This window comes from Clostridium sp. DFI.5.61 (assembly GCF_024462915.1).
GTDB lineage: Bacteria > Bacillota > Clostridia > Oscillospirales > Oscillospiraceae > Lawsonibacter > Lawsonibacter asaccharolyticus.
Genome location: NZ_JANGBZ010000059.1, coordinates 1 through 19,330, shown reverse-complemented (window position 1 = coordinate 19,330; position 19,330 = coordinate 1). Strand labels below are relative to the sequence as shown.

Here is a 19,330-nt window from a genome sequence, read left to right as displayed (position 1 = left end):
TACATGGAGTGGAGCGCCCGCATATATCAGGTGTACCTCCGCCATGTGGCGCCGGAAGATATCCACCCCTATTCCATCGACGAGGTGTTCATGGACATCACGCCCTATCTTCAAACTACCGGCCTGGCCCCGTGGGAATTCGCAAAGCGGGTGGTCAAAGATGTACTTGACACCACTGGAATTACCGCCACCGCAGGGATCGGTCCCAACCTCTACCTCTGCAAAGTTGCGCTGGACATCGTCTCCAAACATATCCGACCGGATAAAGACGGTGTCCGCATCGCGAGGCTGAATGAGCTGAGCTACCGGCAGCTCCTGTGGTCCCATCGCCCTATTACAGATTTTTGGCGGGTGGGGCCGGGGTATGCGAAAAGGCTGGCGGAGCACGGCATTTATACGATGGGGGACATCGCGCGCTGCTCTCTCGGCGGCCCGGGTGACCTGCACAATGAAGACCTGCTCTATAAGCTGTTCGGGATCAATGCAGAGCTGCTGATCGATCACGCCTGGGGGTGGGAGCCCTGCACGATATCAGACATCAAAGCCTATCGGTCGGAATCCAACAGCCTTGGATCAGGTCAGGTCCTCCAATGCCCATACAGTGCTGAGAAAGCCCGCATCGTGATACGTGAGATGGCGGATGCGCTGGCCCTGGAGCTGGTGGAAAAGGGGCTTGCAACGGATCAGCTGACTCTGACCGTAGGATATGATATTGAGAACATCCAAGATCCGGAACGCCTCAGTCGGTATCAGGGCGAGATTAAGAAGGATCGATACGGCAGATTTGTGCCGAAGCACAGTCATGGGACAGAAAACATCGGAAAATACACATCATCCACGCGAAAGATCCGGAATGCCGCCGACGCGCTTTTTCACAGGATCGTGGCCCCGGGACTGCTGATTCGCCGGCTCAATATCACAGCCAACCGTGTGCTGCCGGAGCGGGAGGTGCCGGAAGCAGACGCCTGTGAGCAGATGGACCTGTTTGTGGACTATGAGATCATGCAGGAGGAGAAACGCCGGGAGGAGGCAGAGCAGGTGCGGGAGAAAAAGATTCAGAGCACCGTGCTGGATATCAAGAGGAAATTCGGTAAGAACGCCATTTTGAAGGGGACTGCGCTGGAGGACGGCGCCACCAGCCGCGAGCGGAATCAGAAAATCGGGGGGCACCAGGCATGAGCGGAAAATACGACGATATGCTCTTCTTGCCCCACCATGTCTCCGCGGTCCACCCTCAGATGTCCCGCCATGATCGGGCGGCGCAGTTTTCTCCCTTTGCAGCCTTGAGTGGCTACGATGCGGTCCTTCAGGAGGCGGGGCGGTTGACCCAGCCGCAAAAAGAGTTGGACGAGGGCGTCCAGGCAGAACTGAACGGGCAGCTCCGGGTGCTGGCCGGGCTGCTGGATCAGCATCCAGAGGTAACGGTGACCTGGTTCCAGCCAGACGGGAAAAAAGAGGGTGGAGATTACTTGGTTGCCACCGGGGCGGTCCGCAAAATTGATGCTTATAGGGAGGTCATGATTCTGGAAGGTGGAGAGCAGATCCCTTTCCGTGATCTGCTGTCGTTGTCGGGAGAGTGTCTTTCCGATAATGAATGAGAGATGGAGGGAGGAGCAGAACAATCTCGGATAAAGAAACCAAAAGAGCCGATGCAGATGAACTGCACCAGTATGTCCTAAGTGTGGGAAGAAACTTTGACCATTGGGTCTTACAGAAAAAACGGCTGCCCGGGATTCCGGCCAGCCGTTTGTGTTTTCAAGGGGACCAGGGCATTATTACTTAGTTACTCCGCCTGATTTTTGATGTCTTTAAATTTTTCTAAAAGATTTTTGAGCCGACCGGGCAAGGGAAGACCAATCTTGCAGACATTTTCAAAAATGCTGATGCCTTCATTTGACAGATAAAAAAGCGTTGTTTTTTATTTATCCTACTGTGGTGCCCCGCAGTATCCAGATACTTTCCCTGCCTGAGACAGCACATCTTCCTGCGTACCGTCATCATCATACTAAGTGCAGGAAGCCGCGAACTTGGGAAACCAATCTATCCGTCTGTCCGAAGCAATGCCATCAAAATGGCCCACATATTAGAGAAATCTTCTTCGCTGCCACAGCCTATAAAGGACACTTCTCGCCATTGGAAACGCAGGATAATCCTTTTGCCGCAAAGTTTTTCTGGATCGTCTGCCGCACAGTGTCCACAGTATATCCGTACTGCTGGATCTGCTCCTTACCAACTGATTGGGAGCCTTCCAGTCTTTATATTCCAACGCTTTCCGGCCCTTTTTCTCCAAAAGGATGAGGTCGGCGGCACTCTTTGCTCCTTGGCTCCGTACAGTCCTTTCTCCGTGTGGGTCGGCGTGTGGGTCAAACATAGGGAGCCTCTATTTCTGGAGAGCTCAAGATATTTTTATTGCTCCTCCTGTGCCCGTTCCCGGTTATAGGAAAACCAGTCCATAGAAAGGTTTTCCGAGGCTATTTCCCTTTAATTTTAAATACCCAAGAAAAATCCTTGACCCAGTAATTCCTCTGTGTTTGCCAAAGTATCCATTGCATGATCATGATCCTGCAGTGCAACTGCCGCTAAAAGATAATTGCAGACACAAAACAAGGCCGTCAATGAGCTCTTATACGATACACCTGTTGTCTGACAAGGTAAAATGATATCTCCATACGGGTGAATCTCCTTGTTTCCCGCTTTGGTAAACAAAATGACTTTAATTCCTTTTCGTTTGATCCACGAAACCAAATTGGCTGTCATTTTTGAATAGCGGGGAGTCAAAAATGCAATGCAGATATCCTCAGGCTGGATTCCTATGACCTGCTCGGGATAGGCCATGGAAATCCCGTCCACCAAATGTACTCCCGGCTTGATCTGTCCCAAGCGGTACCCCAAATAGTGAGCCACAGAAAAGTTGCCGCGAATTCCGATGATATAGACATTTCTTGCCTGAACAATAGAGGATACCGCTTCCGACAAAACCGTTTCAGATAAGACAGACAAGGTCTCTTGAATATTATCGACATCCGTCTGAAATGTACGCAGGAGCAGGTGGTTATCCCCTTCCGCCTGTATGGAGCTTTTGAGCCGTTCCGGTAAGCTGGCTTTTCCCAAAATACTTTGCTGCAGTTCCTGTTGCATATCGCCGTAGCCCTGATAGCCGATGCTGCGGGTAAATCGAATCACGGAGGTGGTGCTGACCCCAATCAGATCTGCCAACTCCTCCAGCCTTTTAAACGGAATCGTATCCAGATGTTCCAGAAAGTAATCTGCGATGGTCCGCTGGATGTTGGTCAAATGCTCATACGCATTTCGGATCTGCTGTTGGAAATCTGTCATAGAACCCTATCCTTCCTGATGTAGCGTCACTTTCCTGATCAGCCGCAAACACCGTCTCTGCTAGAAATGATAGCTTAATTATAGCGTATTTTATCGTTTTTGACAAGAGAGTCCGAGGCTGCGGCGAACTTTTTAACAGTTCTGTGCATTTTAAGCGTGTTGGAGGCAGAGCGGATAGAATACCTCCGTCAGATTCCACAGATGGCTGGCAGGGTTGTCGCTACTGGCGCGGAGCAGGGAGTTGATTTTGTCCAGCCGCTCTCCGGACTTGGGTGCCCCATTTTTGGAAATGGGCGCCTCCAGGGCCAGCGCCAAGTCGGCCACAATATCGCCCACAGCCCCGCCGGAACGGCCGGAGGGGATGGTAAGCAGACCGTTGCTCTGGGCGTAGGCGTGAGTATCCAGGGCCTCAGTGATGGTGCCCACCTGGTTGGGTTTTAGGATAAATCCGTCCAGCGCATGGCGCTCATAGGCCTTCTGGAGCCGCCGGCGGTTGGTCACAATGAAATCGTCGCCAATCAGCTTGACCCCCTTCAGCTTCTGATGGGCCTGAACAAATCCATCCCAATCGTCCTCTGCCAGCAGATCCTCAATGAACAAGATGGGATACTTCCGAATCAGCTCGGCGGCGTGGTCGATCAGCTCCTCTCGAGAGACCCGGCGGGAGCCGTAGAGATAGGTGTCCGTGTGTCTGTCGTACATTTCGCTGGAGGCGCAATCCAAGCAGTAGGCCATTTTATCCGCGCAGCCGCACTCCTCCACTGCCTGAGCCATCAGTTGCAGGACAACATCGGGATCATCGCTGGGAGCTGCCCAGCCGTAGGACCCGCCCAGGAAGGGCTTTTTGCCTCCCAAATACCGGCTAATCACCTGTTCCAGGCGTTGATAGACCTTCACCGCCAGTTCCACGGCCTCCTCCACCGAGTCGGCCTTCCAGGGGGCCAGCATGAATTCGTTAAAGGGCTGAGTCAGCTGGGGATAACGTCCGCCGTTAATTACATTGAAGGTAGGCAGGGGGATGTTGGTCAGCACTCCGCCCCGAAGATAGCGGTACACCGGCATCTTGTGGGCAGCAGCCGCGGCGCGCAGGCAGGCGATGGAGACGCTGTAAATGGAGTTGCCGCCCAGTCGCTCTTTGTTCTCCGTTCCGTCCAGTTCCAGCATACGCTGGTCAATTGCCCGCTGATCGGCTGCATCCATTCCAAGCAGTGCCGGAGCAATGACCGTTTCCACTGTATTTACGGCCTTGTGGACACTCAAGCCGTTAAACTCGTTTACATCATAGTCCCGGAGGACAAATGCCTCGTGGGCTCCTACCGAGGTTCCGGTGGGCGCGGCGCCCCGGCCCATGCTGCCGTCCTGCGTAAACACGTCCACCTCCAGCATGGGTCTCGCTTTGCAGTCCAGTACCTGACGGGCGGAAATTTTCTGAATTACAGTATTCATCATCATTTCTCCTCTTCCTTCTCTGGAACGGGTACATACATAATATTCAGATCACACAGGTTGGTGCCGGTATTACCGGTCATGACTACGCAGCCCGCAGCGGAGAGCGCCTCAAAGCTGGCATGCCCCCGCAGAGCGCCGTAGATGTCCACGCCGGCTCTCTCCATATCCGCTAGGCTGTCGGAATCGGTGATGCCGCCCGCGCATACGGTGGTGCCGTCCGTCCCCTCGGTATCAATGGAGAGCAGACAGGCACCCCTGGTTTTTGTGGCGGACACCGCAAAGCTGAGCGCCATCTCCTGGGACGGTCCGCCGTGCCCGGTAATAACACAGTCCTCCGAAATGGTGGTGACCGACTCCCCTACGGATATGAGGGCGCAGGGGGGCGGCACCGGGCGGTGATAGGCCTGTATTTCTCTGGCGATAGCAGCCATCAGCGTCCCCATATCCCTGGCCTCTCCCTCGATGAAGGTGGAGAGCACCACTGTGCGCAGGCCCAGCTGTTCCGCCGCACGCTGTGCGGCCGCAGCGCTGTCCGGCAAAGTGTTGATTTGATAGTATGTATTTTGGGGAAAGGCCTTGGGTGTCTCGCCGGCAGGGCCACAGGAGGCGAGATACCGGGTCACGGACGCCGGCAGGCGGCTGTGGAGATTGTACTTTTCGATGCAGGCCAGAGCGTCCTGAAGGGTGGTCTGGTCCGGGCCCATGGGCGTGCCGTAGTAGTGCTCCCAAGGTATGGAAATGTCCCTGGTGGGCGGATTGGACACGGAATCGCTGATGTTGAAGCCGATGAGTTCCGCTCCCCGGTCCGCAATCCGCTGGGCCATCCTGCCTCCGTTCATGCGGGAGATGTGGCGGCGCACCGCGTTGATCTCCAGGATTCCAGCGCCGGATTTCAGCAGAATATCCGTGGTCTTTTGCTCATCCTCTAGGGAAATTCCGTCCACCGGACAGCTCATCAGTGCCGATGAGCCTCCACTCATCACGCACAGGAATAGATCCTCCGGTCCAGCCCGGTCAATGAGGTCCAAAATCTCCAGGCAGGCCTCGTAGCCGGCCTGGTTGGGAATCGGATGTCCGCCAATCCGAACCCTGGTACGCACAAACCGGTCCCCGGGCTCCAGAATTTTGACCAGCGCGATCCCATCGGTCAGGCGCTCGCCCAACGCATCCTCCACCGCCATGGCCATGGCGTTGCACGCCTTTCCCGCACCGATGAGATAGACGTTTCGCTTGCGGTCCAGATCCCAACAGCGATCTCCAATCCTCAGCAGATTTCCCTCACATTTTAAAAAGGAGCGAATCCGCCCGTAGGCATCCAGTTCTTCCAGCGCGGCGTCAGTAATATCAAGAACTGTCTGCCGGGAATGCCGGTGTCCGTGTGAAAGAAGCTCGCTGCGATTTTTTATTTTTTTGCCCATAAAGAAACCCCCATACAGCAGTATTCGCTAGGTAAAAAAATATTTCATCTCATACATTTTGCAGATCAGGCACCCTGGCGCAGCGTATTCCCCCCCCGGTTTTTCCTTTAAGAGGTTCTGCGTTATAGGATATTGCTCAGCGAAAAAAGTATATCATAGTACATTTTCGCATTCAATACAGCAATATAACCAGTTTTGTTTTGGTTATTTTGTTTAATTTATTGTTTGATATCCAAATCAAATATATTGACAAGTGCAAAACTCGTGGTATATACTGTACGCATAGATCGGTATTGTATGTATATATTCAGACGAATCATATAATTTTAAACGGTCAAAGGAGTGTGAGCCAATGTATCGAATCGGTATTGACGTAGGTGGTACCTTTACCGATGTCACGTTGCTGAACTCAGAAACAGGAGCCTACTACACCTATAAGCTTTCCTCCACTTTGCATGACCAGTCAGAAGCAATTGCAAACGGGACAAAAGAAACTCTGGCGCTCTACGGGGTCCCGGTGGAGCAGCTGGAGTATTTTGGCCACGGCACCACGGTTGCAACCAACATGATTATTGAGCGCAAGGGCGCGAAGACCGCTCTGATCACTACAAAGGGCTTCCGGGACCTGCTGGAAATCGGCCGTCAGACACGCCCCTCCCTGTATGATATTATGGAGGACAAACCGGAGACCCTGGTGCGCCGCGCGCTTCGCCGGGAGGTGGACGAACGTACCATGGCCGACGGCACCATCCTCCGGAAGGTAAATCGGGACGAGGTGCTGCGGGTACTCAGCCAGCTGAAGGAAAAGGGTGTGGAGTCGCTGGCGGTATGCTTCCTGTTCTCCTTCCTGAACCCGGAAAACGAGCGAATTGTAGAGCAGTGCATCAAGGAGACCTGGCCCGAGGTCTATTGCTCCGTCTCCTCCACCATTCTTCCGGAGTTTCGGGAGTTTGAACGTCTCAGCACCACGGTGATCAACTCCTATCTGGGCCCCCGGATGAAAATGTACATCCACCACCTGCAGGATCGCATCCGCCAGGTGGGTGTCAGGGTGGAGCCCTACATCACCCAGTCCAACGGCGGCGTCATGTCCATCTCCTCCACCATTCAGACCCCTGTCCAGACGGCCCTGTCCGGCCCCAGCGCGGGGGTTATGGGCGCCGTTTACGTTGCCAAGGCGGCTGGTTTCCTGGACATCATCACCTATGATATGGGAGGAACCAGTACCGATGTCTCGCTGGTAAAGGATGGAATTGCGGAATACACTACCAAGCGCAAGGTGTGTGGCCTGCCCTCCGGTGTGCCCATGATCGATGTCCACGCGGTAGGCGCCGGCGGCGGCTCCATCGCCCACATCGACAACGCGGGCGCACTGAAGGTGGGGCCAGAGAGCGCGGGCGCCAATCCCGGGCCGGTAGCCTATAACTTGGGCAATGAACAACCCGTGGTCACCGACGCCAATCTGGTGCTGGGGCGGATCAATCCCCACTACGTACTGGGCGGCCGGCTGAAAATCGACGCCCAACTGTCCCGGGCGGCCATGAAAAAGCAGATTGCAGACCCTATGGGACTCTCCGTGGAGGCAGCGGCCCAGGGCGTCATCAGCGTCGTCAACTCCAACATGGCCCGGGCCATCCGTGTGATTACCGTGGAAAAAGGCCACAACCCCTCCGATTTCACCCTGGTGGCCTACGGCGGCGCCGGTCCCCTCCACGCCGTCCACCTGGCCCAGGAGATGGGCATCCACACGGTGCTCATCCCACCCGCCCCCGGCGCTCTGTGCGCCCTGGGTCTGCTGACGGCAGACATCAAAAAGAGCTATGTGAAAACCGCCCTCATCCCCTACGACCAGGCGACGCCCGAGCAGATTAACCAGGCGGTTCTGCCGCTGATGGAGGAGGGCAGCCGGTGGCTGGCCTCGGAAAACGTCCCGGAGCAGCGGCGCCAATTCCACAACGTGGCCGAGATGCGGTACGTGGGACAGAACTACGAGCTCCAGGTGGAAATTCCCGCCGGTCTGGTGGATCAGGCGGACCTGGACCGAATGAAGGAAGATTTCTTCCGGGCCCACGAGATGAACTACGGCTATTACAATCCCAACGCCCCCGTTCAGTTTGTCAACTTCCGCAGCGAGGCCATCGGTCAGGTGCAAAAGCCCCGACTGGCCGAGCTGACTGGGCACATGGAGACCCCCTCCGGAGCGGTGATAGACCATCGGGATGTCTACTTCGAGGAGTCGGGTCTGGTTCGCTGCCCTGTCTATGACAGAAGCAAATTCGGCCGCTGTCCCCGTGTGGACGGCCCGTGCATTGTGGAGCAGATGGACTCCACCACAGTCATTCCGCCCAACACCTGGTTTGAGGTGGATATCCACGGCAATCTGATTGTAAATGCCTTTGGCGACGGGAAAGGAGGCGACGAGGCGTGAAAATTGACGGTATCCTGCTGGAGGTCATTGGAAACACCTTCATGTCCATCGCTGAGGAGATGGGCGCAGTCCTGGTCAAGTCCGCATATTCCACCAACATCAAGGAGCGCAAGGACTGCTCCTGCGCGCTGTTCGACGCGGAAGGCCACACCATCGCTCAAGCCGAACATATTCCCATGCACCTGGGCTCCCTGCTGGGCCTGATCGGAGAGATCAAAAAGAATTTTACTCCCGACCAGATCCATCCCGGAGACATGTTTATCGCCAACGACCCCTATAACGGCGGCGGCACCCACCTGCCCGACATCGCCGTGGCCTCCCCCGTCTTTTACGAGGACAAGGTAGTGGCCTATGTTGCCAACATCGCCCACCACAACGACGTGGGTGGCCGAGTCCCCGGCTCCAATGCCGCCGACTCCGACTCCATCTACGCCGAGGGCATCCGGATTCCCCCGGTGAAGATTTTCCAGAAGGGGGAGCTGGTGGAGGACATCCTCAACCTCATCCTCCTCAACTGCCGGGTCAACCACATCCGCCGGGGAGACTTGAACGCCCAGTTTGCCTGCAACCGCAAGGGCGTGCAGCGGGTGGAGGATGTGTGCACCCGCTACGGCACCGCTACTGTCACCGCCTGCATGGAGGAGCTGCTGGACTACTCCGAGCGGAAGATCCGCATGGCTCTGGCGGAGATTCCCAACGGCGTGCACACCTTCTCCGATTATCTGGACTCCGACGGCGTGGGTAGCGGTCCCATCAAGCTGTCTGTCACCGTGGAGATTCAGGATCAGGACATCACCCTGGACTTCACTGACAATCCGGACCAGGTAAAGGGGGCCATCAATCTCCCCCTGTCCGCCTTGCGGGCCGCCGTTTACTATGGCGTGCGTAGCATTGTGGACCCCACCCTGCCGGCCAACGGAGGCTATTATCGGGCCATCCAGATTAAGACACGGCCGGGCTGTATCCTGGGCTGCACCGAGCCGGCGGCCTGCGCTGGCCGTAGCGACACAGCCCAGCGGGTGGCCGACATGGTGTTCGGCGCCATGTCTCAAGTGGTGCCCCACAAGGTACTGGCGGGGAGCAACAGCTCCATCACCGGTGTCTACTTCGGCGGCGTGGACCCCAAGACCCACGAGTACTACGTCTATATGGAGACCTTCGGCGGCGGCTCCGGCGCCCGGTTCAACAAGGACGGCTTGAGCTGTGTCCAGGTCCACATGACCAACACCTCCAACCTCCCCATCGAGAGCATGGAGATTGAGTTCCCTTACATGGTAGAGCAGTACACCCTGGTGCCGGATTCCGGCGGGCCCGGCAAGTTCCGGGGTGGCCTGTCCATGAGTAAGGACATCCGGGTCCTGGGCCATGACAGCCAGTTTACCATCAAGGCCGACCGGCAAAAAACGCCGCCCTGGGGGTTGTTCGGCGGCCAGCCCGGTCTACCTGGTGTCATCACCATCTATCCCGGAACGGATCAGGAGGCGGTGATTGACTCCAAGAAATCCGGTACCACCTTGAAATCCGGCGGTGTGCTCCGCTGTCAGATGCCTGGGGCCGGCGGCTACGGCAATCCCCTGGAGCGGGATCGTGCTCTGATCGTCCATGACCTGGAGGAGGGATATATCACCCCGGAGAGCGCTCTGCGGGACTATGGGCTGACCGAGGAGGATCTGGCCCAGATTGAAGTGTTCGGAAAAAAGTGACGAAAAGTCCATGCAACGATTTAATGAATAAAGAAAGGAAGCGTTTTGGATGCGTTACAAGAAATTCGGCAGCACCGGCAAGGATATCTCCGTTTTATGTCTGGGCACCTGGGCGCTGGGTGGAAAGCAGTTCGGTGCCGTCACCCAGGAAGACGCCGTGGCAGCGGTGCACGCCATGATTGACTGCGGCGTAAACATTGTGGACACCGCCCCTATCTATGCTTCCGGTGGTTCGGAAGAGGTCCTGGGCAAGGCCCTTCAGGGCGGATATCGGGACAAGGTATTTCTGATCACCAAATTCGGCAGCGAATTTGTGGACCCCAACGACAGCGACAAGGGCACTATCAAGGACTCCAGCCGGAAAAATATGCTCAAGTCCATTGATGCCAGCCTGAAGCGGCTCCAGACCGACTACATCGACGGCTATCTCATGCACTGGGACGATCGGGTGGGGACCCCCATCGAGGAGACCATCGCCTGCATGAAGGAGCTGAAGAACGCGGGGAAAGTGCGCTTCCTGGGCATGTCCAATTTGGAGCGCGACCTGGCAGACCGCCTGCTGGCGGACGGCGTTCTCGATATTGTTCAGTATCCCTACAATATGATCAACCGCACCAAGGAGGATGTTCTGAAGTACTATGCCGGCCAGGGATGCGGCACAATGGGTTATGGCTCTCTGGGCGGCGGCATCCTCACCGGCCAGTTCCGGGAGGTGCCCACCTTTGGCCACGGGGATATGCGCGCCTCTTTCTACGGCCCCATGTTCACCGAGCCCGGCTTCTCCCAGATTCAGACTCTGCTTAAGGTCATGGACGGCATCGCTGAGACCCACAAGGCCACGGTGGCCCAGGTGGCCATTAACTGGGCCCTTGCCCATGACTACATGCACACCGTCCTCACCGGCGTAGGCAATGCGGCCGAGGCGGAGGAGAACTGTGCCGCCGCCGCCTGGGAGCTAACCGTTCAGGAGAAGCAAGAGCTGGACGAGGCCATTTCCAAGATCCACATTTACAGCTAAGAAAAGGGGGACAAATTTATGTATTCCCTTCCAACCGATGACTTTCGTCAGTATATCAACGGCGAGCTGGTATCCGGCCGGGGCCGTACCACACAAATTTGCTGCCCCGGCAATGGCGAACCGGTGGCTCAGATAGCCTTGGCCACCAAGGAACAGGCCCAGCAGGCGCTGGAGGCCGCCCGCGACGCCTTCCCCGGCTGGAGCGCACTGACGCTGGAGGAACGGGGCGCCTGGATGATGAAGTTGCGGGACGCCATCCAGCGTGAGAGCGAAAACCTGCTCAACCTGCTCATGCTAGAGAGCGGCAAGCTGCGCTCCCACGCGGCCTTTGAAACAGGCAGTCTAACTGGCTACCTCAGTTTCTTCCTGGAGCAGGCCAAGAGTGAGCACACCCAGGGCATCAGGGACGCCGCCGGGGGAAAAAACATGTTCCTAGCCGTGCGGGAGCCGGTGGGGGTGGTGGTGGCCGCACTGGCCTGGAATTTCCCCATGCACAACCTGGCCACCAAGCTTGGTCCCATTCTGGCGTCGGGATGTACCGCAGTCATTAAGCCGGCCACCAAGACCCCTCTCTCCACCCTCTATTTCGGTGAGATCCTCCACCGCATCGGGTTCCCTAAGGGGGTCATCAACTTTGTAGCTGGAGATGCCCGGGAGATCGGAACCACCCTGTGTGAGAGCCCCATCCCCGCCATGATCACCATGATCGGCTCCACCGCCGGCGGTCTACGCATGGTACGGGATTCTACCACCAGCGTAAAGCGTTTCTCCATGGAACTAGGGGGAAACGCCCCTGTCATTGTGACTCCCTCCGCAGACCTGAGCGCCGCCGCGGCCCATGTGATCGGGAACAAAATGCGCTGCGCGGGCCAGACCTGCGTGGCGCCCCAGCGGGCCTTCGTTCACCGGAGCGTGTACCGGGAATTTCTGGCGATGTGCACGGAAATTGCCTCCGGGGCCCAGTGTGGCACGCTGGATGAGCAGGCCAACACCGGTCCCCTTATTGACGAGGCGGCGGTTGCCCGAATGGAGCAGCTGGTGGAGGACGCGGTAGAGAAGGGGGCCCGTGTGGCGTGCGGCGGAACCCGGCCTGCGGACAAAACATCCGGATTCTATTTCCTGCCCACCATTCTTACCGGGGTGATGCCGGAGATGCGGGTGTTCCGGGAGGAGGTCTTCGGCCCCGTGCTGGCCCTTATGTCCTATGACACGGAGGAGGAGGCCATCCGCATGGCCAACGACACGGAATACGGCCTCTCCTCCTACATCTGGTCCACCGACCTGAGCCAAGTCTACCGGCTGACCCGCGGTCTCCAGTTCGGCATCGTCAATGTAAACGGCCCCGGAACCGGACCGGCGGTTCCCCACGGCGGCTGTAAAAACAGCGGAATAGGGAAGGATGGAAGCCGGTATTCCCTGGAGGAATACACTTATATCAAGGGCATAAGGATGGCAATTTCCTGAGCTTCGTCACAAAAAACTGCAAACTTACCGGGAACCGGCACTGTTGCTGAGCCTATAGCCCATCGGTGCCGGCTCCGTATTTTGTGTAGGAGGGAAGAATATGACTTTAATGGATGTCGCCCATGACTTTGCAGTCGTCAGCATCCTACTGGCCATCGGATATTTTCTTCGCATGAAAGTCAAATTGTTTCAGCGTCTCTTCCTCCCCGCATCCATTATTGGGGGCCTGATAGGCCTCATAATCGGGCCTCAGATTCTGGGGCTGTACTCTCCTGTACATGTCACCTATACCGCCAGCATCAGTGAGTGGTCCGGCGTGCTGCTGGCCGTCACCTTTGCCTGCTCGTTTTTGGGCGAGTCCATGGAAAAAATTACAAAACAAGCGGTGGCGGCAACCTTGGTGGGCGGCGTCGCCCATCAGGCTCAGGCAGTTCTGGGTATGATTGTCGCCTTCCTATTTCAGTCTGTTGTTCCCATTGGCTTCGGACTGATTCCGCTTTTTGCCCTTTATGGTGGTATTGGCTGGTCTGTTCCTGTCGCAACTATTTTTGAGGAGGAGGGCTATTGGACCAATGCTGTGCCGGTCGCTATCACCATCGCTACCATAGGGGTGGTTTGCGGCATTGTATTTGGCATTGTAATGGTCAATATTGGCATTCGGAAGGGGCTTATTAAGCACACCACTGCTTCGTTGGACGATTTACCCGAGGAGTTCCGTACCGGATACATTGCCCTTGGAAAGCGGCCCTCCATTGGAAGCGCAGTGTCCAAATCCTCATCGGTGGACCCGTTTACCCTTCAGCTGGCCTTTGTGGGTCTTGTTGTCGCCTGTGCCCTTTGGCTCCGAAATTTTTTAATCAGCATTGATCCGTTTTGGGAAAATCTTCCTCTTTTGTCCACTTCCCTGTTCTGCAGCGGCGTATTTGGAATCATTATCGGCCGAATTCCGGCACTTCAACAGTTTATTGACCGCGACACCATTGAGCGTATTTCCAACGTTTCTCTGGAGTATCTTATCACTTCTGCTGTGGCAACCACCTCAATCGAAGCCTTTGTCTCCTATTTACTTCCTATTGTGGTTATTTCCGTAGTGGTCATCGCCGCGACGACCTGGGTCTCCATTTTCTTTTCCAAGCGCTGGTGTCCCCAAGATTGGTTTGCTTCCGCTGTGGCGCAGTACGGTGCCTACATGGGGTTGCTCTCGACCGGCCTGCTACTGGCAAAGGTAGTAGATCCGGATCATAAAACAGTGGCCGCTGAAACGGTTGCAGCGTCCTGCACACTGGGCTACAGCTATTCTCTTCCCTACCTCCTTATTATGCCTATGCTGGTTATCAGTAGTCCCAAGCTGGTCTTCGGCATCAGCGTTGTTCTGTTAATTGTCTTCCTGATTGCCGGAGAAGTATTTCGAAAGAGGGCAAGAGTGTCTAATTAGTTGCGGCCATAAGCACTAATGCTGATTTGATCAAGCGTACCGTGTTGTTGCAAATCAGCGACAAGGAGGAGCATTTACATTGAGCCGATTAGCCATTGAGACCCCCGGCCAGGCCCAGACTGTTTTGAGCTGCCTGTACCGGGACATGGGCCGGCGCATCATTGCCAGCCAGCCCGGGCTGTGCCCGGTGGACATGTCGCTGAACTTTCTGCGGCTATGCCATGCCCAGACCTGCGGCAAGTGCGTGCCCTGCCGCATCGGGCTGGGTCAGCTGGCAGTGCTCATTGAGCAGGTGCTGGACCGCACTGCCACCCTGGAGACCGTGGACCTTATCGAACGCACCGCCAAGGTCATTGCCGACTCGGCGGACTGCGCCATCGGCTTCGAAGCAGCCAATATGGTGCTGCTGGGCATTCGGGGCTTCCGCGAGGACTATGAGGAGCACATCCTCCACGGCCGGTGCTTCTGCGGGCTAAGCCACCCGGTGCCCTGCGTGTCCACCTGCCCCGCCCACGTGGACATTCCAGGCTATGTGGCCCTGGTCCGGGAGGGGCGGTACGAGGACGCGGTGCGCCTCATCCGTAAAGATAACCCCTTCCCCGCCGTGTGCGCCTATGTGTGCGAGCACCCCTGCGAGGCCCAGTGTCGGCGGCGGATGGTGGATGACAGCGTGAACATCTGCGGACTCAAGCGCTACGCCGTGGACCACTCCCCCGATCTGTCCGCGCCCTCCAGGGCGGCTGACACTGGGAAGCGGGTGGCCGTCATCGGCGGCGGCCCCGGCGGTCTGACCGCGGCCTACTACCTGTCCCTCATGGGCCACAAGGTCACCGTGTATGAGCAGCGCCCCAAGCTGGGCGGCATGCTGCGCTACGGCATTCCCGACTACCGCCTGCCCCAGGATGTGCTGGACCGGGATATCACCCACATTCTCTCCACCGGCATCACCGTCCGCACCGCCGTGTCCATCGGCCAGGATGTGGCCATAGAAGAAATCCAAAAGGACTATGACGCGGTGTACATCGCCATCGGTGCCCACGTCGACAAGAAGCTGGGCCTGGAGGGGGAGGAGTCCTCCAATGTGATCAGTGCGGTAGAGCTACTCCGCGGTGTCGGGGATGGAAACGTCCCCGACTTCACCGGTAAGAAGATTTGCGTCATCGGTGGCGGCAACGTCTCTATGGACGCTACCCGTACCGCCCTGCGGCTGGGCGCTGAGAGCGTCACCTGTGTCTATCGCCGCCGAGTAGAGGACATGACCGCCTTGGCAGAGGAAATCGAGGAGGCTATGGCCGAGGGGTGCCAAATCCTGCCCCTGCAGGCGCCAGTCCGCATTGAGGCCGATGAGGAGGGCAAGGTGGCCGCCCTGTGGACCCAGCCTCAAATCATCAGCCTCTATGGTCGGGATGGTCGCCCCGCGCCCGCCAAGGCCCAGGAGAAGGAGTTCCGCATTCCCTGCGACTATGTAATCGTGGCCATCGGTCAGGCCATTGCAGCCAAGCCCTTTGAGGCAGTGGGCGTCACCACCTGCCGCGGGGCCATCCAGGTCGACCTCACCAGCTCGGTGCCCGGGGCGGATAATATCTTTGCCGGCGGAGACGCGGTCTCCGGGCCGGCCACCGTCATCCGCGCTGTGGCCGCCGGTAAGGTGGCCGCCGCCAACATCGACAACTTCCTGGGCTTTGACCACAAGATGCACTGTGAAGTGGATATTCCCCCCGCTCACCTGACCAACACGCCCCCCTGCGGCCGGGTTAATTTGAAAAACCGGCAGCTGACTGACTACCACGGTAATTTTGACCTGCTCAAGGAGGGCATGAGCGAACAGGAGGCCACCCAGGAGGCCAGCCGCTGCCTGCGCTGCGACCACTTCGGCTACGGAATCTTCAAGGGAGGAAGGAGCAAGGAATGGTAAACCTCACCATTGACGGACGCCCCGCCCAGGTGCCCGAAGGCACCACCATTCTGGAGGCTGCCCGGCAGGCCGACATCCACATTCCCCACCTGTGCTACCTGAAGGGCATCAATGAAATTGCCGCCTGCCGGGTGTGCTGTGTGGAGGTGGAGGGGGAACGGGCCATGGTCACCGCCTGCAACAACCCCGTCCAGGAGGGCATGGCCGTCCACACCAACTCCCCCCGGGCCCGCAGCACCCGACGCATCAACGTGGAGCTCATTCTGTCCCAGCACGACTGCAAGTGCGCCACCTGTGTGCGCAGCGGCAACTGCCAGCTCCAGGAGATTGCCAACGACCTGGGCATTCTGGAGCTGCCCTTTGAGATCCAGCTGCCCCAGGGCTTGCGGAAGGCCTGGACCACCACCTTCCCCCTCTTCCACGACTACAACAAGTGCATCAAGTGCATGCGCTGCATCCAGGTGTGCGACAAAATCCAGTCCCTGAGCATCTGGGACGTGGCCGGAACCGGCAGCCGCACCACCATCGACGTATCCAATAACCGGGTCATAAAGGACTCGGACTGCGCCCTGTGCGGCCAGTGCATCACCCACTGTCCCACCGGCGGCCTGCGGGAGCGGGACGACACCCAGCGCGCCTTTGCCGCCCTAGCCGACCCGGACAAAATTACCGTGGTCCAAGTGGCTCCCGCGGTGCGCACCGCCTGGGGCGAGGCCTTCGGACTGCCCCGGGAGCAGGCTACCATGGGCCGTATGGCCGCCGCCCTGCGCCGGCTGGGCTTCCGCTACATCTTCGACACCAACTTCACCGCCGACCTCACCATCATGGAGGAGGGCAGCGAGTTCTTCCGCCGCCTCCAGCGGGGCGACATGGCCCAGTACCCCATGTTCACCAGTTGCTGCCCCGGCTGGGTGCGCTTCCTCAAGGGCCAGTATCCTCAGCTTACCGGGCAGCTGTCCACCGCCAAGAGCCCGCAGCAGATGTTTGGTAGCCTGACCAAGAGCTGGCTGGCCCAGAAGCTGAGAGTGGAGCCGGAGAAGATTTTCTGCGTGTCCATCATGCCCTGCGTGGCCAAAAAGGCAGAGAGCGAGCTGCCCACCATGGCCACCGAGCACGGTCCTGACGTGGACCTGGTGCTCACCACCCGGGAGTTTGTGCGCATGCTGCGCGCCGACAAGATTATCCCCTCCCTCCTTCCGGAGGAGGGCCTGGACGACCCCATGGGTGTATCCACCGGCGCCGGTGTCATCTTCGGCACCACCGGCGGCGTGATGGAGGCCGCCCTGCGTTCCGCCTCCTTCCTGCTCACCGGGCAGAACCCCGACCCAGAGGCATTCTCCCAGCTGCGTGAGGGGCCCGACCTGCGGGAGGCCACCTACGACCTGGCGGGCACCTCGGTGCGCTGCGCCGTGGTCAGCGGCCTGGGCAACACCCGGAAGCTGCTGGATCGCATTCTGGCGGGCAAGATCCATTACGACTTCGTGGAGGTTATGGCCTGTCCCGGCGGCTGCGTGGGCGGCGGCGGCCAGCCCATTGACAAGGAGGACCGGGAGCTAGGCGGCATCCGCGGCGACCGGCTCCACCAGCTGGACGGTCAGGCCCCCCTGCGCTTCTCCCACGAGAATCCCCAGGTCCAGGCCCTGTACCGGGAGTTTTTGGGCAAACCCCTCAGCGAGATCTCCGAGTACCTGCTCCACAGTGACCATACTGCTTGGGCCATGCCCAACCAGCGGGAAACCGAATAATTTCCTTCTCAAAAATTCAGCAAGCTAAACCGATATGGTGTTGCTTTAATTTGTTTGATGTTATATTCCACAGCAGTAACCATGCTGTGCATTATATGCCTGTGTAGTTTTATTTTGCAAAACTGTGTTGTGGCTGTCACCCCGGTGATATAATCAAAATGCTAGGATAGACTATCAGAAAAGGGGGACGGGATTATGGAAGCAAGAACATATCTCGCGGTGGATCTGAATAATGCCGAGGGAAAAGAAATGCCGATATCATTTGGAAGTACCTGAAACAAATGAGGAATTCAAATAAATATCGGCATTTCAAATCACATTAGGCCGTAAAGCTGCCGAATCACATCTTCATTGTCAGCATATTTAAACTTTTCGTCGCTCTTAAATACAGAGTTTTCTTTTGCGGAGATTTTATCAACGGCTTTACGTTTCATGTCGGTAGTGGCCCTTGCATAAATCAAAGATGTTTCTCGAAAAAGCAAAAGAATTGACGCATAATGATTGCAAGCTTATATTGAGAGCCCTCTGTCAATCCACTTGCTTTCAAAATGGAATCAACGAGTTCTTGATATTCTTTGCCGGGCTTATAATACTTTGTGTCTTTTACTATGGAAAAATCGACTTTCCCAGTATCCACATAAGAGCGGATGCGAAAAGCTGCTGTTACAAATGCCCTGTAAAATTTCCTGCTTATTTCTCCGTGTTCATATCGGATTCGTTGTAGTTCACACAGGCTGCTCAAAAGCTCATAAGAGCAGATGTCTGTGTCATGCGTGTGGTGCCAAACGACAATGCGACGGTAGACACTCCAACGTATACATTTTAGACTGTATTCGCTGATTCCCCGCTGGCGCATAGCCTCCAGCACTCCGTTTACTGCATCTTCTATCCTTTGCAAAGCATACACCCCCTGTTATATTTGGTGTTCCAAGTATAACAGGTAATGCCGATATTTACTTGAATTCCTCTTGTATTTCAACCTTTTCTAAATTATATCGGCATTTCTTTTTCCTCGGCATTATTCAGAAAAAGCCGAATTCGGCTTTTTCTGAAGAGCTTCTACGCCTCGGTGGAGTGCGTGGAGCGGGGGGCTGGACCCCATGACCACCAACCTTGTGGTAGCAGATCTGACCCGCACGGAGAAAACCATCTGTCTGGCCGTCACGCCGGCGCTGAAAGCGTATGGAATCCTGGGGCGGGCCCGGCTCTTTGAAGTGATCCAGAAGGTCCGGGAGATCAACGCTCAGCGACGGCAGCGGGTTCCCAGCCACGTCTTTTCCGGCTCTTCCAGTAATGATCTGGAGCTGAGAGCCAATCCTGCACTGGAGCTGGATTATATCGTGGCCCCGCCGCGCATGGCCCGTTACATGGAGTGGAGCGCCCGCATATATCAGGTGTACCTCCGCCATGTGGCGCCGG

13 protein-coding genes and 2 pseudogenes are annotated in these 19,330 nt (G+C 57.0%); 10 read left to right on the top strand and 5 right to left on the bottom strand.

The genetic code is table 11. The annotated features are described in order from the left end of the window. Both NE584_RS16575 and NE584_RS16570 read left to right on the top strand, forming a co-directional pair. A partial coding sequence (locus NE584_RS16575) for a DNA methylase (protein WP_256183295.1) occupies positions 1–1,179 on the top strand: 1,179 nt, incomplete at its 5' end. Then, on the top strand, positions 1,176–1,598 hold the full coding sequence (locus NE584_RS16570; protein WP_256183294.1) for a hypothetical protein: 423 nt from the start codon (positions 1,176–1,178) through the stop codon (positions 1,596–1,598). The genes NE584_RS16575 and NE584_RS16570, both read left to right, overlap by 4 nt. A 185-nt stretch (positions 1,599–1,783) precedes the next feature. On the opposite strand, the pseudogene NE584_RS16565 reads toward NE584_RS16570, so the two are convergent. The 4 genes and pseudogenes from NE584_RS16565 to NE584_RS16550 all read right to left on the bottom strand — a co-directional run. Next, positions 1,784–1,906 (bottom strand): annotated as a pseudogene (locus tag NE584_RS16565) (phage holin family protein); the annotation flags it as partial. A gap of 581 nt (positions 1,907–2,487) precedes the next feature. Beyond that, a complete protein-coding gene (locus NE584_RS16560) occupies positions 2,488–3,336 on the bottom strand; it encodes a MurR/RpiR family transcriptional regulator (RefSeq protein WP_087397107.1) in 849 nt (282 codons plus the stop codon). Positions 3,337–3,486: 150 nt separating this feature from the next. After that, a complete protein-coding gene (locus tag NE584_RS16555) occupies positions 3,487–4,788 on the bottom strand; it encodes an enolase C-terminal domain-like protein (RefSeq protein ID WP_256183293.1) in 1,302 nt (433 codons plus the stop codon). Next, positions 4,785–6,203, bottom strand: coding sequence for a glycerate kinase (locus tag NE584_RS16550; RefSeq protein WP_256183292.1), 1,419 nt, complete (start codon positions 6,201–6,203; stop codon positions 4,785–4,787). The genes NE584_RS16555 and NE584_RS16550 overlap by 4 nt, the downstream gene beginning before the upstream one ends. A gap of 352 nt (positions 6,204–6,555) precedes the next feature. Here NE584_RS16550 and NE584_RS16545 point away from each other — a divergent pair, with 352 nt between their 5' ends. From NE584_RS16545 to NE584_RS16515, 7 genes are all read left to right on the top strand, one after another. Further along, positions 6,556–8,631: a hydantoinase/oxoprolinase family protein gene (locus NE584_RS16545; RefSeq protein ID WP_108980137.1), complete on the top strand. Its 2,076-nt coding sequence runs from the start codon at positions 6,556–6,558 to the stop codon at positions 8,629–8,631. Then, positions 8,628–10,334 carry a hydantoinase B/oxoprolinase family protein gene (locus NE584_RS16540; RefSeq protein ID WP_256183291.1) on the top strand — a complete coding sequence of 569 codons (1,707 nt, stop codon included), beginning with the start codon at positions 8,628–8,630 and terminating at the stop codon, positions 10,332–10,334. Before NE584_RS16545 ends, NE584_RS16540 begins: the two co-directional genes overlap by 4 nt. Before the next feature lie 49 nt (positions 10,335–10,383). After that, positions 10,384–11,352, top strand: coding sequence for an aldo/keto reductase (locus NE584_RS16535; RefSeq protein ID WP_108980135.1), 969 nt, complete (start codon positions 10,384–10,386; stop codon positions 11,350–11,352). 18 nt (positions 11,353–11,370) lie between these two features. Beyond that, positions 11,371–12,816: an aldehyde dehydrogenase gene (locus NE584_RS16530; RefSeq protein ID WP_256183290.1), complete on the top strand. Its 1,446-nt coding sequence runs from the start codon at positions 11,371–11,373 to the stop codon at positions 12,814–12,816. A 100-nt stretch (positions 12,817–12,916) separates the two neighbouring features. Then, positions 12,917–14,251 (top strand): sodium/glutamate symporter, encoded by a 1,335-nt coding sequence (locus tag NE584_RS16525; protein WP_256183289.1) that lies wholly within the window; start codon positions 12,917–12,919, stop codon positions 14,249–14,251. A gap of 79 nt (positions 14,252–14,330) precedes the next feature. Continuing rightward, positions 14,331–16,166, top strand: a complete 1,836-nt coding sequence (locus tag NE584_RS16520; protein ID WP_108980132.1) for an NAD(P)-binding protein — start codon at positions 14,331–14,333, stop codon at positions 16,164–16,166. Then, the gene (locus NE584_RS16515; RefSeq protein WP_256183288.1) at positions 16,160–17,911 is read left to right on the top strand and encodes a [FeFe] hydrogenase, group A; all 1,752 of its coding nucleotides are present in this window, start codon (positions 16,160–16,162) and stop codon (positions 17,909–17,911) included. Before NE584_RS16520 ends, NE584_RS16515 begins: the two co-directional genes overlap by 7 nt. A gap of 457 nt (positions 17,912–18,368) precedes the next feature. Here NE584_RS16515 and NE584_RS16510 read toward each other — a convergent pair whose 3' ends face one another. Beyond that, entirely contained in the window at positions 18,369–18,809 is a 441-nt protein-coding gene (locus NE584_RS16510) for a hypothetical protein (RefSeq protein WP_256183287.1), read from the bottom strand. Positions 18,810–18,911: 102 nt separating this feature from the next. Between NE584_RS16510 and NE584_RS16505 the strand changes: the two are divergent. After that, a pseudogene (locus tag NE584_RS16505) lies at positions 18,912–19,330 on the top strand (DNA methylase); the annotation flags it as partial.